The 15,732-nt window shown below is 65.8% G+C and carries 12 protein-coding genes; 11 read left to right on the forward strand and 1 reads right to left on the reverse strand.

Translation table 11 applies throughout. The features are described from left to right. Nucleotides 1-8 precede the first annotated feature (8 nt). Complete coding sequence (locus BMY68_RS10350) at nt 9-1,478, reverse strand: amidase (protein ID WP_085532297.1); 1,470 nt, start codon at nt 1,476-1,478, stop codon at nt 9-11. 346 nt (nt 1,479-1,824) lie between these two features. Here BMY68_RS10350 and BMY68_RS10355 point away from each other — a divergent pair, with 346 nt between their 5' ends. The 11 genes from BMY68_RS10355 (at nt 1,825) to BMY68_RS10405 (ending at nt 15,416) form a co-directional block, all read left to right on the forward strand. After that, nucleotides 1,825-3,666, forward strand: coding sequence for a fatty acyl-AMP ligase (locus BMY68_RS10355; protein ID WP_085532295.1), 1,842 nt, complete (start codon nt 1,825-1,827; stop codon nt 3,664-3,666). Beyond that, a complete protein-coding gene (locus tag BMY68_RS10360; RefSeq protein ID WP_007929724.1) occupies nt 3,663-4,532 on the forward strand; it encodes a LuxR C-terminal-related transcriptional regulator in 870 nt (289 codons plus the stop codon). The genes BMY68_RS10355 and BMY68_RS10360 overlap by 4 nt, the downstream gene beginning before the upstream one ends. An 887-nt stretch (nt 4,533-5,419) precedes the next feature. Further along, on the forward strand, nt 5,420-5,698 hold the full coding sequence (locus tag BMY68_RS10365) for an acyl carrier protein (protein WP_009045481.1): 279 nt from the start codon (nt 5,420-5,422) through the stop codon (nt 5,696-5,698). Beyond that, nucleotides 5,691-8,303, forward strand: coding sequence for an aminotransferase class III-fold pyridoxal phosphate-dependent enzyme (locus BMY68_RS10370; protein ID WP_085532293.1), 2,613 nt, complete (start codon nt 5,691-5,693; stop codon nt 8,301-8,303). The genes BMY68_RS10365 and BMY68_RS10370 overlap by 8 nt, the downstream gene beginning before the upstream one ends. A gap of 28 nt (nt 8,304-8,331) precedes the next feature. After that, nucleotides 8,332-9,468 carry an acyl-CoA dehydrogenase family protein gene (locus tag BMY68_RS10375; RefSeq protein WP_009045479.1) on the forward strand — a complete coding sequence of 379 codons (1,137 nt, stop codon included), beginning with the start codon at nt 8,332-8,334 and terminating at the stop codon, nt 9,466-9,468. Nucleotides 9,469-9,547: 79 nt separating this feature from the next. Beyond that, complete coding sequence (locus tag BMY68_RS10380; protein WP_085532292.1) at nt 9,548-10,852, forward strand: fatty acid desaturase; 1,305 nt, start codon at nt 9,548-9,550, stop codon at nt 10,850-10,852. Continuing rightward, entirely contained in the window at nt 10,849-11,880 is a 1,032-nt protein-coding gene (locus BMY68_RS10385; protein ID WP_085532290.1) for a ferredoxin--NADP reductase, read from the forward strand. The genes BMY68_RS10380 and BMY68_RS10385 overlap by 4 nt, the downstream gene beginning before the upstream one ends. 26 nt (nt 11,881-11,906) lie before the next feature. Continuing rightward, the gene (locus BMY68_RS10390) at nt 11,907-12,863 is read left to right on the forward strand and encodes a fatty acid desaturase family protein (RefSeq protein ID WP_062824722.1); all 957 of its coding nucleotides are present in this window, start codon (nt 11,907-11,909) and stop codon (nt 12,861-12,863) included. 48 nt (nt 12,864-12,911) lie between these two features. Then, nucleotides 12,912-13,409, forward strand: coding sequence for an HIT family protein (locus tag BMY68_RS10395; RefSeq protein ID WP_009045475.1), 498 nt, complete (start codon nt 12,912-12,914; stop codon nt 13,407-13,409). A 112-nt stretch (nt 13,410-13,521) separates the two neighbouring features. After that, complete coding sequence (locus BMY68_RS10400; protein WP_085532288.1) at nt 13,522-15,036, forward strand: flavin-containing monooxygenase; 1,515 nt, start codon at nt 13,522-13,524, stop codon at nt 15,034-15,036. Then, a complete protein-coding gene (locus tag BMY68_RS10405; protein WP_085532286.1) occupies nt 15,033-15,416 on the forward strand; it encodes a hypothetical protein in 384 nt (127 codons plus the stop codon). Before BMY68_RS10400 ends, BMY68_RS10405 begins: the two co-directional genes overlap by 4 nt. Nucleotides 15,417-15,732 lie beyond the last annotated feature (316 nt).

The following is a 15,732-nucleotide window of genomic DNA, read 5'->3' on the forward strand; positions in this document are numbered from 1 at the left end:
TGCTCTCCTTAGCCGATAACCGCTTCGTCGGGGCTGTGCTGCAGGAACAGCTGCGGCCGCCGGTCCTTCCACGGGCGTGCCTGTTCCAGCTGGCCGGCCAGGCGGAACAACAGGCCTTCCTCGCCAAAGGCCGCGCTGAGCATCAGGCCGATCGGCAGGCCCTCGGCGTTCCAGTGCAACGGCAGGGAAATCGCCGGTTGCCCCGAGGCGTTGTGGATGGCGGTGAACGGGCTGTAGTCGATCAGCGGGCCATAGGTGCTTTCCAGGTCGCTGGAATGGATATCCACCACCCCGTTGCGCAGCGGCGGCCGGGCCAGGGTCGGGGTCAGCCAGCAGTCGTAGGTCTGGTGGAAACGCGCCATTTCCCGACCGACCTGCTGCAATACCAGTTCGGACATCTGGTACTCCACCGCGCTGACGCCAAGGCCGCGTTGATGCACGGCGTGGGTCAGGTTTTCCAGCTCGCCGGGCAACGGGCCGCGTCCCAGTTGCAGGCTCATCAGTTCCACGGCGAAGGCAATGCCGGAGAACCACAGGGCGCTGAAGGCTTCGGCGAAGCTTTGCAGGTCCAGCTGCGGCGCGGCTTCTTCCACATGGTGGCCGAGGGATTCGAGCAGGCGCGCGGTGCTTTCCACCGCCGCGATGCAGTCGGGGTGCAGCGGCCGCCCGGCCGGGTCGGTGCTGGAATAGGCGATGCGCAGGCGCCCCGGTTCGTGGCCGAGCTGGTCGAGAAAGCGCCCCTGCATCGGCGGCGCGCGATACGGGTCGCCCGGCACCACGCCGTGGGTGGCGTCGAGCAGGGCGGCGCTGTCGCGCACGCTGCGGGTCAGCACATGTTCGTCCAGCAGGCCGCTGAGCAGCTCGCCGAAGTCCGGGGCCAGGGAGTTGCGCGCCCGGGTCGGCTTGAGGCCGACCAGGCCGCAGCAGGACGCGGGAATGCGGATCGAGCCGCCGCCGTCGTTGCCATGGGCCGCCGGGACCATGCCGGTGGCTACCGCGGCGGCCGCGCCGCCACTGGAGCCGCCGGTGGAATATTCCAGGTTCCACGGGTTGCGCGCCGGGCCATGGAAGGCGCCTTCGGTGGTGGGCAGAATGCCGAACTCCGGGGCGTTGGTCTTGCCGACGAACACCAGCCCGGCCTGGCGAAAACGCTTCACCAGCTCGCAGTCCTGGGGCATGACCCGCGCTTGCAGCATGCGTGAGGCGAGGGTCGAAGGCAGGTCCTGGCAGTCGCCGAGAATGTCCTTGAGCAGGAACGGCACGCCGTGCAGCGCGCCGGTCGGCGGCGCCTTGTCCTGTGCGGCGGCCTGTGCCCGGGCCTTGTCGTAGGCTTTGTAGACCACGGCGTTGACCGCCGGGTTGAAGGCTTCGATGCGGCGTATGGCTTCCTCCAGCAGTTCGGAGGGGCGTACCTGCCCGGTTTTGACCAGATCGGCCAGGCCGACCGCATCGAAGGTGGCGTATTCGCTAAAAGACATCCTGTTCTCCCGTGCTGCGCACGCTGCTGGCGATACCGGGGCGCTCCCGCTCCGGCCTGGGTTTGATGACATGGCCGGTTGCACAGGCCCGGCTTGCACGGGCCTGGATATCGGCTTCACATCCTTGGAAAAGGCTGATGGCTGCAAGCGGCATGGCAAAAAGCCATGCATGCATCGAGCTGTGAGGCGAATATGCGCCGGGGGCGGAAATTGCGGGTATACGCCGTTCGGAGTATTAACTTCGACTGCGCGCTCCCAGAGGATGATCAAGCGTAATGGATGCGCAAGGCCGCAGATTTCGGGCCTTGCGGGAGATGGCTAAGTACGGCTGCCTGGACACAAAATAATGACTACGAACGACCACGATAGCGACGTTCCGTATGCGAATTTTTCGGAATGTCTGCAGCTTCACGCCCATACGATCCCGGACCGATTGGCCTATCGTTTTCTGCACAACGGGCGAGACGAAGAAACCCTGATCACCTTCTCTGAACTGGACCGCGCGGCGAGCGCGGCGGCGGCCCGGTTGCAGGGGCATTGCCAGGCGGGGGACAGGGTGCTGATCCTGCTCAAGCCAGGCCTGGACTATGTGATCGCCTTCATGGGCTGTCTGTATGCCGGGCTGGTGGCGGTGCCGGCCTATCCGCCGGGGGCGACCAAGACCCTGGACCGGCTGGACGGCATCATCGACGACTGCCAGCCGACGGCGGCACTGGCCAGTGGCGAGGATGTCCCGACCATCCAGGCCCGGCTGGGGCAGGCGCAGAGTCCGCGGGTACTGGACATGGCGAGCCTCGACCTGGCCCTGGCCAGCGAGTGGCGGGCCGTCCCGGTAACCCGGGACGATATCGCCTTTTTGCAATACACCTCCGGCTCCACCGGGATTCCCAAAGGAGTGGCGGTGACCCACGGCAACCTGATTCACAATTCGCGCAGCATCAGCCGCGGTTTCCTGACCCACAAGGACAGCCACCTGGTCAGCTGGCTGCCGCCGTATCACGACATGGGGCTGATCGGCGGCATCCTGCAATCCTTGTTCGTCGGCTTCGGCTCGACCCTGCTGGCGCCGATCCACTTCCTGCAACGGCCGCTGCGCTGGTTGCAGGCCATCAGCACCTACCGCGGCACCGTCAGCGGCGGGCCGAACTTCGCCTATGAATTGTGCCTGCGCAAGATCAAGGACGAAGAGCTGGCCGGCCTCGACCTGAGCAGCTGGGAGGTGGCGTTCAACGGCGCCGAGCATGTGCGGGCGCAGACCATTGCCGCCTTCCATGAGCGTTTCGCCCGCGCCGGTTTTGCCAGCACCTCGGCCTTTCCCTGCTACGGGCTGGCCGAAGGCACGCTGATGGTCAGCGCCGGCGGCAGCAAGCGCGAGCCGGTGATCCGCCAGTTCCATGCCGGCTTGCTGGAGGACAATGTGGCACGCCTGCATGAAGGACCGGGCAGCGACGCCGAGTTGCGCCTGCGCACCCTGGTCAGCAGCGGTCGCGGCATTCCCGGGCAGGGCCCGTTCATCTGCGACCCGCACACCGAGCAGCCGCTGGAGGACGGGCGGGTCGGGGAGATCTGCATCCTCGGCGACAGCGTCGCCAGCGGTTACTGGCAGCGCCCGGAGAGCACCGCCGCGGCCTTTCGCCCGGCGCCGCCGACGCTTGGCTGGTCGCGCTACTTTCGCACCGGCGACCTGGGCTTCCTGCTCGACGGCGAGCTGTTCGTCACCGGGCGGCTCAAGGACCTGATTATCGTCAATGGCGTCAATCATCACCCCGGCGATATCGAGAACACCGTGCTGCGCACCCATGACAGCTTTCGCCCGGACGGCACCGCGGCCTTCAGCATCGAGACCGGCGACAGCGAGCAGGTGGTGATCGCCCAGGAAATCGAACGGCGTGCCTTGCGCAGCCTCGACCTGCCGCAGCTGTTCAGCGACTTGAAAGCGCGGCTGTGGCAACAGCACCAACTGGCGCGGCCGGTGCTGTTGCTGGTGTTCGGCGGGTCGTTGCCGCGTACCTCCAGCGGCAAGATCAAGCGCCAGGAGTGCCGCAAGCAGTTCGCTCCCTGGCTGGCGGCACTCGATAGCGCCGCGCCGGCCGAAGCCCACCCGCTGGACAAGTCGGTGATCGCGGTGGAGAGCAACGGCCGGGTATTGCGTGACATCACCGTCGACAGCCAGGTCGTGGAAGCATGACCAGTCTATCGATCGGCCCGGTGCATGCGCCCAAGCCCGCGGCGCTGCTGTTCGCCCAGCCGGCCTTCTGCGAACCGCGGCTGGAACTGGCCAGCCGCCCGCGGTCGGTGCTGTCGTTGCCGCCCACCGACAGCCAGCAACGGTTGCAGCTGACCAGCGTGCTCAACTCCATCACCTCGGCGCGCAGCATCGCCGAGCTGACGCAGCAGACCCAGCTGGCGCTGCCGCAGATCCTGCCCTGCGAGAACTTCGTGTTCGCCAGCGGCAGGGTCCGCGCGCACCGGGTGTTCTTCTCGCACCTGATTCATCCGGACAGCGTCTCCGATGACCTGATCAAGGCCATCGTCGGTCGCGACGGCATGATTCCGCCGCTGGGCATCGACCCCATCGAGCACTGCGGGCGCCCCAAGTTCACCACCCTGGAGCGCCTGGGCAATTCGCAGGACCAGGTGTGGGCGAAGATCTTTCGCGAACACGGCATACGCAACCTGGGCTGGACCCTGCTGCCCGGATTGCACCGCAACACCTTCACCGGCTACTTCTTTCACAACATCTCGGCCACCGTGGCCCACGAAAGCAAAATGCGCATGATGGTCTTCGCCCCGTACCTGCACATCGCCCTGAACCGGGCGCTGGGCAGCAAGCTGTTGCGCCACAACCCGGGGCCGAACCATCAACTGTTGTCCATCCTGTCCAGCCGCGAAGCGGAGATTTCGCGCTGGGTGGCCCGAGGCAAGACCAACTGGGAGATTGGCCAGATCCTCGGCATCAGCGACAAGACCGTGAAAACCCATCTGCAGAACATCTTCTCCAAACTCCAGGCGTCGAGTCGGGCGCAGATCGCGGCGTTGTTCTGCGACGAGTGAGTGCTGCCTGCCTGTCTTTCATCCGGTAACCCTTCCACAGTGCTGACGGGGGTCAGTGCTTCGGCGTCGCCTGCGCCTCTGTAGGAGCGGCCGGTCGACGCCCGATTGGTCGTGATGGTGTCTGTTTGGGGGCTGCATTTTTTGGATGGTGTACATATCCATTCTTGGCTGGCGGCAGGGGGAGGCTTCTGTAGGAGCGAGGCTTGCCCGCGATGACGATGGTGGCCTCACTGCTGATGTTGGTCGGTGTACATATCCATTTCTGCGGTAACGGCCACTTAGGGTTTCGCCCTTACGGCGACTCACTTTTTTCAGACGCCAAAAAAGTAAGCAAAAACGCTTGCCCCTGCGTACGGCCTTCGCTGCGCTCAGGTTCCCTCGCTCCGGCGTCCATCAGGGGGCATCGACTCCGGTCGGCTTCGCTTCGACCTCCATACGATGTCCTCGACTGCGTCGAGGGGCGCTGTGCGCCATCCCCCTGATGAACGCCTCCACTCGGCCTCCCGATGGGGCGGGTAGATCAAGATCAAAAGCTGCGCCATGCGCGACCTGCCGGTCGGCGCTAAACCTGTAGCCGCTGCCGAGCCTGCGAGGCTGCGATCGACCCCGCAGGGGGCGCTGGGATTTTGAAACCGCTGGAGGACCTTCGGTCCTATCGCAGCCTGCGGCAGCGGCTACAGGGCTCGCTACTCCTTACGGAGTATTGAGCTGAGCCGGCATGACGCCGAGCATCGGGGTGTAGCAAATAACCTGCTCCGTCGGGTTATCCACACTCAAAACGCGTTTGCATCATGACGCCTGCCCAAGCGTTGATCCGCTGGTTTCACCACGCGGTTGGCGCGGGCCAACGGCCATGCAAAGGAAGCGAAATACGCTGGGAGGCGACTGTGCACATAGACGAAATAACCTTTGCCGTGACCGAAACCCTGGCCAGCCTGCTGGAGGTCGATTCCGGGTCGCTGGACGTCGAGCGCTCGTTCCACGAGATGGGCGTCGACTCGGTGCTGATCGTCGGCCTGTCCGCCGAGTTCGAGGACCGTTTCGGCATCTCCCTGGACCCTGAGCTGGCCTACCTGCACGACACCGTGAGCAAGGTCAGCCAGCACCTGTACGGCGTCATCAACCAGGGCGCGCTCGGCGCGGTGGGGGAGGTCAGTCATGGCTGATTCATTGCTCAATATCACCCGCCAGGAACTGCTGGAATTCGTCGGCCTCAACGAGACCGTGGTGCGCGCCCAGGGCACCCGCATCGAGACCGCCAGCGGCCAGACCCTGATCGATTTCGTCGGCCAGTTCGGCGCGGTGCCCTTCGGTTATGGCGCGGCGCCTATTACCGAGGCGATCCACACCTTTCTCGCCAGCGGCCAGGCTTCGCTGGTCCAGCCGCTGATCAACCCCGGCGCCGAAGAACTGGCGCGGCGCCTGATCGAGCTGGCGCCCGGCACCCACTCGAAGGTGACCTTCACCACCAGCGGCGCGGAGACCGTCGAAGCGGCGATCAAGCTGTGCCGCGCCGCGACCCAGCGCGAGCTGGTGATCGGCACCTTGACCGGTTTTCACGGCAAGACCCAGGGCGCGGTCGGGGTCACCGGCAAGGCCACTTACCGCGAGCCGTTCCAGATCCGCGCCGACGGTTTCAGCCATGTGCCCTATGGCGACCTGGAGGCCCTCGAGGAACTGCTGAAAACCCGACGCGCCGCAGCCTTTTTCGTAGAGGCAGTGCAAGGCGAGGCGGGCATGATCACCCCACCGCCAGGCTACCTGCTGGCGGCGCAGAACCTCTGCCGCCAATACGGCACCTTGTTCGTGCTCGACGAGATCCAGACCGGCCTGGGTCGTACCGGCGAGCTGTTCGCCGCCACCGCCCACGGTCTGGAACCGGACGTGGTGCTGTTGGCCAAGGCCCTGGGCGGCGGCGTCGCGGCCATCGGCGCGTGCATCTACGGCGAGCAATGCTGGAGCCGCGATTTCGACCGGCACCACAGCTCCACCTTCGCCGTGAACGGCTTCAGCGCCGCCATCGGCCTGGCTGTGCTCGACCAGCTCACCGCCAACGACGGTGCACAGCTCAAGCATGCGGCGGAGCAGGGCGCCTACCTGTACGCCGGGCTGTCGCGGCTGGTGCAGGACTATCCCGAAGTGTTCCACAGCCTCGACGGCCGCGGCCTGATGCTCGGCCTGAAGTTCCGCCGCTGGAGCGGCGAGCGCCTGTATACGCTGTCCCTGGCCAGCGCTTTCGGCGCCCTGGTGCCGATCGTCTGCGGCTACCTGAAAAGCCGCCATGGCGTGTACTGCCTGCCGACCCTCACCGAAGGCAACGTGCTGCGCATCCAGCCGCCGCTGTGCATCGAGCGCGCCGACATTGACCTGCTGCTCGAAGGCCTCAAGGCGGTGGCGGAACTGGTGGTGCATAACCAGCAACACCGCTTGATTCTCGAAGCCCACGGTTATGCCGGGCCACGGGGGGCTCTCAGTCCCTGGATCGCAGCGGGCAAACCACGCAGCAGCGGGCGTTGCCTGGGGCGCTTCGCCTTCCTGCTGCACCCGACCACCGCCGAAAGCGTGAATGGCGACAGCGTGGTGGACGGCCTGGGGCTGTCGGCGGCGGAAAAAGCCTTTATGCAGGGCTGGCTCGACGACTTCTCCGAATGGGCCAAGCCCGACCTCGACGCCGGGGTGTCCTATCACGCCCGCCGGGTCTACAACGATGCCGGCGACTACGTCGAAGGCTGGCTGGTCGGCAGCTTGCTGCAACCGCGCGACCTGATGCGCCTGAGCCTGGGCAAGCGGCGCAAGCTGCTGGCCAACTACCTGGACAGCGTCGCCGAGCTGGAGGTGGATTTCGTCGGGCTGGGGGCCTACACCTCGGTGATTTCCAGTGCCGGCGTGGATGTCATCAACGAGCGGTTCCACACCACCACCGGCAACAGCCTGACAGCCATGGTCGGTGTCGATGCGCTGCTGAGCACCTGCGCCAACCGCGGCGCGCCGCTGGCCAAGCGCCTGACCGGGGTGATCGGTGCCTACGGTTCGGTGGGGCGCCTGGCCAGCCTGCGCCTGGGGCGCTTCTGCGAGCACCTGGTATTGCTCGGCAATGGGGCCAATCGGGGCGCCATGGACGAGCTGCGGCTGGTGGCCGGCGAGTTGTATCGCGATGCCTTGCTGCAGATCCAGGGCGGCCACAGCAGCGGCATCGCCAAGACCCTGGTGCTGCTCCTGCCGAGCCTGGCCAGCGTCGAGCAACTGCTGGATCGCGACCTTGGCGACGAGGAGCAATTGCGCACGCTGTTCGACAGCGTCGATGCCCTGGCTCAGGGCAAGCCGCAGGTGCAGCCGCCGCTGGTGATCACCGCGGACCTGGGCCACTGGCTGCCGCGCCTGGAAGCCGTGCTCTCGGCGACCTCCAATGGCTCGGCCTTTATCGACCCGCTGGTGCTGCATCAGAACGCGATCATCTGCGACTGCGCGCAGCCACCGGACATCGGCCACGTCACCCTGGCGCTGCGCCCGGACGTCACGGTGATCGAAGGCGGCCTGATCCATCTGCCCGACCGCAGCCAGCGTTTCGGCCAACAGAACCTCACCGGTCTGCCCACGGGCGTGACCTTCAGCTGCCTGGCCGAAACCATGGTCCTGACCATGGCCGGCCTGCGGCGCGACTACAGCATCGGCAAGCGTCCTCCACTGGAGGATGCCGAAGCGATCTTCGACCTGGCCCGAGCCTTCGGTTTCGCCCCCGCGGTGGAGCAGTTGATCGAAAAAGCCGGTTAACCCTGACAACGAGAAAGGAGTCCACACCATGTCGATGCACAACGCCCGCAACGCCACCGAGAAGTACCTGCCGGGCCTGCTCGCCGCCCTCCGGGAGCGCGGCCTGATGGCCCTGGAGCAAGCCGATCCGGCCGTGCTCTGCGGGCTGTTTCGCGACTACCGCGCCGCCGGCCTGATCATCCCCGAGACCTACGGCGGCCTCGGCGCCTCGCCGGAGGAAACCGTGGAGATCCTGCGCGCCATCGGTTCGCTGTGCCCGTCCCTGGCGGTGATGATGACCATGCACCACCACACCATCGCCACCATCGTGCAATTGGGCGGGTTGATCCCGGCGGCGGAAGAGCTGCTGTGGGGCATCACCCAGGACCAGCTGCTGATCGCCTCGGCCTTCGCCGAGGGCAAGCCGGGCTCGGAGATCTTCAACCGCAGCGTCAAGGCGCGGCCGGTGGAGGGCGGTTTCGTCCTCGACGGCAGCAAGAAGCCCTGCACCATGAGCCACCACATGGACGTGATCGTGGTCGGCGTCGCCTGTGAGCAGGACGACGGCAGTATCAGCCAGGGCTTTGCCGTGGTCTTTGCCGATGGCAGCACGATCACCCGCGAACCCTTCTGGAACGCCACGGTGCTGCGCGCCACCGACAGCAACGAACTGGTGTTCAACGGCGTGTTCGTGCCCAGCGAGCGCATGCTGCTGGCCGACGGCGCCGACAGCGAGGAAGTGGCCGCCACCGCCATGGAAACCTCGCTCAACGGCCTGAGCTGGTTCCAGCTGATGGTCGGCGGCAGCTACCTGGGCGTGGCCTCGGCGCTGGTCGACCGGTTGCTGAGAAAAGCCTTCGCCGACCCCGCGCAACTGGCCCTGCTGTGCATCGAGCTGGAGGGCGCCCATCAGGCACTGCTCGGCACCGCCGGCGAATTGCAGGCGCAACAGGATGCGCCGATGAACACCTACCACAAGGCGCTGTGCACGCGCTTCCTGGTGCAGGCGGCGATCGAGCGGGCAACCAACCTCAGCGTCGAGCTGTTGGGCGGCATGGCGTTCATCGCCTCCGACGAAGTGGCCTATCTGCTGGCGGCCTCCCGGGCGATCGGCTTCCACCCGATCTCCCGCAGCGCCGCCACGCCGTTACTGGCGCAGTTCCTGCGCGAGTCCTACAGCGCCTGATTCGCCTGCTACCGCAGCCGGAGCTTCGGCGCCCCTGGCGTCGCTCCGGCCTCGGCAACATGCCTAATGGAGTAGAAGCATGAGTAGCGATTTTCTCTATCCGCCGCGCCCGGCCAATGTCGGTCGCGGGTTTCACTGCCTGGCTATTCCGCTGTTCAGTCTGCTGCTGGTGTTCAACACCGCGGCCATCGTCGTGATTTTGGCCTTGTCGTGCACCTTGCAGGCCGGGCGCCGGGTGTTGTCGTGGCTGCCGGGAATGAAGGCCCTGGGCGGCTGGCTGGTGACGAGATATCACCGGCTGTTGCAGCCCTTGGCCGACCGCTTGCTCAAGGATCCGCGGGACGAGCCGATCCTGGCCGCCGCCATCAGCCTGGGCCTGACCGCCGGGCCGGTGTTCATTGCCCAACTGTGGCTCAAGGAAATCTCCTGGCTGCTGGTGCTGCTGTTCTACGCCTTCGTCTATGGGCCGAACATTCGCGGCTTTGTCCGCTCCTTCAGCGCCATGCATCAGGAAGGCCATGTGCCCGGTGGTATCTTCAAGCGTTCGAGCCTGCTCGATCGCTGGGTCGGCAATTCCTTCCTGTACATGTTCTTCGCCATTCCCATGGGCCTGATCCCCCATGCGGCGGCGCACCTGCAACAGCATCACCGGGAAAACGCCGGGCCGCTGGATGTCTACGCCACCGCGCGCTACGACCATGCCAGCGCCTGGGATTTCGCCGTGTACATGGTGCGCGAGGTGATGTACCAGCAGTTCATGGTTTCGCCCTGGCTGTACTTCAAGAGCAAACACAAGCGCAGCCAGGCCCGGGCCATGGTCATGGGCAACCTGGTGCATGTCGGGCTGTTCGTCGCGCTGGCGTGCTACAGCCTGCCGATCGCGGTGTTCTACATGCTGGTGCCCTGGTGCGCGAGCAACTTCCTGATGGGCGTCATCCACTGGAGCCAGCACGCCTTCTACGGTGGCCAGCAAGACCCCAAGGACTGGATGTACAACACCGTGACCCTGCTGGAAACACCGGTGAATATCCTCAACGAGGGTTACCACGCCTGCCACCATCACTGGTCCGTCGGCCACTGGTCGGAGAGCCCGGCGCTGTTCGAGCGGCTCAAACCGGAACTGGCGGCCGCGGGTTCCATGGTGTTTCGCGACCTCAGCGTATTCGGCCTGTTCGTGCTGCTGATGCTGCGCCGCTTCGATGCGCTGGCGGACAAGCTCGACTGGTGGCAGCCGCTGGACCACGCAGAGAAAGTCCGCCTGCTGCAATTCCGGGTGCTGCCGGCGCCCATCGCGGCCCATGAACATGCCCATCAACGGCGCCTCGCCACACCGCGCAACGCCGACGAACCCACCCCCGCGCACAGCGCCCTGGGCCAGCCATGAACCGTCCCCTGACCTTGAAAGTCGCCGCCATCGAACGGGAAACCGACGACGCGGTGACCATTCACCTCAAGCAGCCGCTGCTGCGCAAAGTCCGCTACAGCGCCGGGCAGTACCTGACCCTGGAGGTCGACGTCGACGGCGCCAAGGGCTGCCGCGCCTATTCCATCAGCAGCACGCCGGGGCTGGACAAGACCCTGTCGATCACCGTCAAGCGCGTGGCCGGCGGCAAGGTTTCCAACCGCCTGGTGCAGGAACTGAGCGCCGGCGACGCGGTGCAGACCCTCGGCACCCATGGCCGCTTCACCTTCGCCCCGCAGCCGGGCCGGAGGCGGCACCTGGTGCTGCTGGCGGCGGGCAGCGGGATCACGCCGATCTTCTCGATCCTCAAGTCGGCGCTGCACTTCGAGCCGGATGCCCAGGTGTCGCTGATCTACGGCAACCGCAATCAGGAGTCGGTGATCTTTCGCGACAAGCTCGACCAGCTGCGCCAGACCTTCGGCGAGCGTTTGCAACTGGTGCATGTGCTGTCGCGACCGGACACCCCGGGGGCCCACGAAGGGCGCCTGACCCGGCAGCGGGTGATCGACATTCTCGGCGCGCTGCCTGGCCCGCAAGCCCGCGAATACTACAGCTGCGGCCCCAGCGGCATGATGGACGAGGTGACCGCCGCCCTGGAGGCCCTGGGCATCGCCCCGGAAAGCGTGCACCAGGAACGTTTCACCCCGGCCAAGGCGCCAGTGGCCAGCGGCGACACGGAAAAACGCGTGGAACTGCTGATGCAGGGGCAGGCGTTCAGCTTCACGGTCGCCCCGGGCCAGACCCTGCTCGACGCGGCCCTGGCCAGCGGCGTGCAGCCACCGTTTTCCTGCCGCAGCGGTTTCTGCACGGCCTGCGTCTGCACCCGGCTGGCGGGGCAGGTACGCATGCGCGAGGACCATGGGCTGTCGGCGGACGAACTGAACCGGGGCCAGGCACTGTTGTGCGTGGGCTATCCATTGACGGACGACGTGCGCCTGCAAGTCGATTAGCGATACAGACAGAGGAAGGTCAATTCATGAATCATTCAACCCACCACGCCGCCGAGGACGAACTGCGGCTGGCCAAGCGCGCCGAACTGCGGGTCGACCGCGAGCGCCAGGCCCAGCTGCAGGCACTGATGCAGCCGCAGCCGCTGAAGTTCGTGCTCTGGTCGGTGCTGCATGTGCTGGTCTGGTGCGCGGCGGCGCTGTACATCCTGCTCGGCGACAACCCCTGGGGCCTGGCGCTGGCGGTGCTGGTGCTGGGCAACCAGCTGCATGCCTTCACCGTGCTGCAACACGATTGCGGGCATGCCAGCGGCTTTCGTTCGGCGGCGCTGAACCTGTGGGTCGGGCGCTTCATGGCCTGGTTCATCGTGTTCCCGTTTTCCTCCTTCACCGAGTGCCACAAATACCATCACCGCTACCTGGGCGACCCGGACAAGGACCCCGACGACTGGAACTACACCGGCGGGGTGAAGTGGATGTTCCTGCGCATCGCCGTGTTCGTGCCGCGCTTCATCTACTTTTCCCTGGTGCGCTACGGCAAGGCGGTGCGCAACCGGGTGCTGCGCGAGCTGGCGTTCAATCTGCTGTCGCTGGCGGCGATCGGCGCCTGGTGCTACAGCCAGGGGCTGATGCTGCAATTCGTGCTGATTTTCATCGTGCCGCTGCTGTTGCTGGCGCTGGTGATCAACCCGATTTCCCGAGGCTACGAGCACTTCCCCATGGCCACCCTGGCGGTTGGCGACCCGCAGCGCCTGGATCTGGCGAAGAACACCGTGACCGTCAGCGACCGGCTGATCGGCCTGTTGTGGGCCAATATCAACTACCACGTCGAGCATCACATCTACCCCGGCGTGCCCTTCGTCAACCTGCCGCGGCTGGCGGCGCTGCTGGACAACAAGCCCTATTTGCGCGACCGCTGGCTGCTGGCGCGGATGTTCGCGCGACGTCCGGTAACAACTTGCGCCGAACCTCGGCGAGCGGCGTGAGCTACATTTACAGCGCCCGAAGGAGCGCCACCCACCGAGGATTCACGGATGACCTGTATTTTCTGCCAGATCGCGGCCGGCGAATTGCCCAGTGCCCTGGTCTATCGCGACACCCACTGCATGGCCTTCATGGATGTGCATCCGCTGGGGCAGGGGCACTTGCTGCTGATCCCGCTGGCCCATGTGGAAAAACTCGAGCAACTGCCCACGGTCATCCGCCAGCACCTGTACCAGGTGTTCGATACCTTGCTCGCCGCCCAGCGGCGCGCCGGCTTCGGGGTGGAAGGCACGCACCTGATCGTCAACGACGGCAAGGCCACCAACCAGCACATTCCCCACGCCCACCTGCACCTGGTGCCGCGGCAAAGAGGCGATGGGCTGGGTTTCGGCCTGCGCATGTTCATGCACTTCACCGGCCTGTTCGGCCGCCGCACGCCCCTGCAGACCCTGCGCCGCCAGGCCCTGGTGATCGCCGCCGAACTCGACCCGCAGGCGCTGGAGAACCTGGCGCACCGGACCAGCAGGCTGCACGCAACGTCAACCTAACCGCCAGGGCCGGTGAGCGGCCCACCCTCGATCCACAGAACTTCGGAATGAACAGCCGTGCATGCGCTGCGGGCGGTCTCGCCCGGCGTTTGTGCCGCCAGGAGTCAGGAACATGAGTGCGCTACTTCAGGAACAGGCCGACCCCGCGCGGGTCTATCGGGTCGTGATCATCGGCGCCGGCTTCTCCGGCATCGGCATGGCGATCAACCTGCGCCAGCGCGGCGAGCAGGACTTCCTGATCCTCGAACAGGAAGCCGGCGTCGGCGGCACCTGGTGGGTCAATCAGTACCCCGGCTGTGCCTGCGATATTCCTTCCCACCTCTATTCGTTTTCCTTCGAACCCAACCCCGACTGGTCACGGCGCTTTTCGCCGCAACCGGAGATCCGCGACTACCTGCGGCGCTGCGCCGACAAGTATCAGGTGCTGCAACATTGCCGCTTCAACACCGCGGTCACCGGCCTGCGCTGGCTGGAAGAGCGCGCCCTGTGGCAGGTGACGGATGCCCGTGGCGGCGTGCGTTTTGCCCAGGTGGTGGTGGCCGGCACCGGGGCCTTGTCGACCCCGGACTATCCCCGACTACCGGGGCTTGAGCGCTTCAAGGGCCGGATCTTTCATTCCCAGCATTGGGACCATGACTACGTCCTGGCCGGCAAGCGGGTGGGGGTGATTGGCACCGGCGCCTCGGCGATCCAGTTCGTGCCGCAGATCCAGCCGCAGGTGGCCAGCCTGGCGGTGTTCCAGCGCACTCCACCGTGGATCATCCCCAAGCCGGACCGGGTGTTTTCCGCTACCGCCCAGCGTCTGCTGCGGCGTTTTCCCGCGGTGCAGCGGCTGTTGCGCGGGCTGATCTACACCGCCCATGAAACCCGGGTATTGGGCTTCGTGTTCAACCCGCGGCTGATGGCCCTGCACAAATGGCTGGCGCTCAACCTGCTGCGGCGCCAGGTCAAGGACCCGGAACTGCGCCGGCGCCTGACCCCGGACTACGCCATCGGCTGCAAGCGCATCCTGCTGTCCAACGATTATTTTCCGGCCCTGGCCCAGGCCAACACCCGGCTGGTCACCAGCGGCATCCGTGAAGTCACCGAGGACGCGCTGATCACCGTCGACGGCCAGCGCCATGCCCTGGACGCGTTGATCTTCGGCACCGGCTTCAAGGCGCGCACGCCGTTCCCGGCGGGGATGATCCTCGGGCGTGGCGGGGTGGACATAGTCAACACCTGGCAGCAGGGCAGCGAAGCCTACAAGGGCACCACGGTCAGCGGCTTTCCCAATCTGTTTCTGCTGATGGGGCCCAACACCGGCCTGGGGCACAACTCCATCGTCTACATGATCGAGTCGCAGATCGCCTACATCCTCGGCGCCCTGGACACTCTGCAACGCCTGGGCGTGACCAGCGTCGATGTCGATCCGCAGGCCCAGGCGCGCTTCAACCAGGGCCTGCGCCACCGGCTGCGCGGCGCGGTATGGAGCGTCGGCCATTGCCAGAGCTGGTACATGGACCCCGACAGCGGGCGCAACGTCGCCCTGTGGCCAGGGTTCAGCTGGCAGTTCCGCCAGCAGACCCGTTATTTCGATGCCGAGGCCTATCGCCTCACATCGCACCCCCAAGGAGTGAAACCATGAGCCATCCGGGCAAGAGCGTGTTTGTGTTCGGCCTGTACATGTTGGTGCTGGGCGCCGCGTTGGTGCTGGCGCCGAACCTGTTGTTGCCGTTGTTCGGCTTCGCCCTGACTGATGAGGTGTGGATCCGGGTGATGGGCCAGTTGGCCTTGTACCTGGGCGTCTATTACGTCTGGGCCGGCTACACCGAGCGGCGCGAGTTCATGGCCCTGACCGTGGCGATCCGTCTGTCGGTGCCGGTGTTTTTTGCCGCCTTCGTCGCCGCCGGGCTGGTGTCGCCAGTGCTGTTGCTGCTGGCCTTGCCGGACCTGTGCGGCGCGCTGTGGACCTGGCGCGCGCTGAAATCCTCGATGGCTTCCCGCCAGTCATTGGGGGACGCCTGAGCCGGTGCTGTATATCGAGCACTCGCCAGTTAAGCCTGGTGGGGTATTTCTGATGGCCACGCGGTTTTCGCTGGAGCGCCGCCGCGGAAAGTGGGACGGGGCCGGGTATGGCGCCAGGGCAAGAGCGAGAGCCAAGCCTGGGTGGGAGGGGGAGCAATGCCGGCCAGGGGGCAAGCAAGAAGGGAAGGAGCAGAACTGGCTACATCCGTGTAGCCAGTTGCGAAGGGTCGGTACTACGCATTGTTCAATGAAGCTCCTGAGCAAAGTCGCAGTGAGCCAGGCGGGATATCTCGATTCATATCCACAACGGGTTCTT

The organism is Pseudomonas sp. NFACC41-3, assembly GCF_900109505.1.
GTDB lineage: Bacteria > Pseudomonadota > Gammaproteobacteria > Pseudomonadales > Pseudomonadaceae > Aquipseudomonas > Aquipseudomonas chlororaphis.

Coding starts and splice junctions, on each gene's coding strand:
- BMY68_RS10350 (WP_085532297.1), bottom strand. CDS start 1,478: ATGTCTTTTAGCGAATACGCCACCTTCGATGCGGTCGGCCTGGCCGAT.
- BMY68_RS10355 (WP_085532295.1), top strand. CDS start 1,825: ATGACTACGAACGACCACGATAGCGACGTTCCGTATGCGAATTTTTCG.
- BMY68_RS10360 (WP_007929724.1), top strand. CDS start 3,663: ATGACCAGTCTATCGATCGGCCCGGTGCATGCGCCCAAGCCCGCGGCG.
- BMY68_RS10370 (WP_085532293.1), top strand. CDS start 5,691: ATGGCTGATTCATTGCTCAATATCACCCGCCAGGAACTGCTGGAATTC.
- BMY68_RS10375 (WP_009045479.1), top strand. CDS start 8,332: ATGTCGATGCACAACGCCCGCAACGCCACCGAGAAGTACCTGCCGGGC.
- BMY68_RS10380 (WP_085532292.1), top strand. CDS start 9,548: ATGAGTAGCGATTTTCTCTATCCGCCGCGCCCGGCCAATGTCGGTCGC.
- BMY68_RS10385 (WP_085532290.1), top strand. CDS start 10,849: ATGAACCGTCCCCTGACCTTGAAAGTCGCCGCCATCGAACGGGAAACC.
- BMY68_RS10390 (WP_062824722.1), top strand. CDS start 11,907: ATGAATCATTCAACCCACCACGCCGCCGAGGACGAACTGCGGCTGGCC.
- BMY68_RS10395 (WP_009045475.1), top strand. CDS start 12,912: ATGACCTGTATTTTCTGCCAGATCGCGGCCGGCGAATTGCCCAGTGCC.
- BMY68_RS10400 (WP_085532288.1), top strand. CDS start 13,522: ATGAGTGCGCTACTTCAGGAACAGGCCGACCCCGCGCGGGTCTATCGG.
- BMY68_RS10405 (WP_085532286.1), top strand. CDS start 15,033: ATGAGCCATCCGGGCAAGAGCGTGTTTGTGTTCGGCCTGTACATGTTG.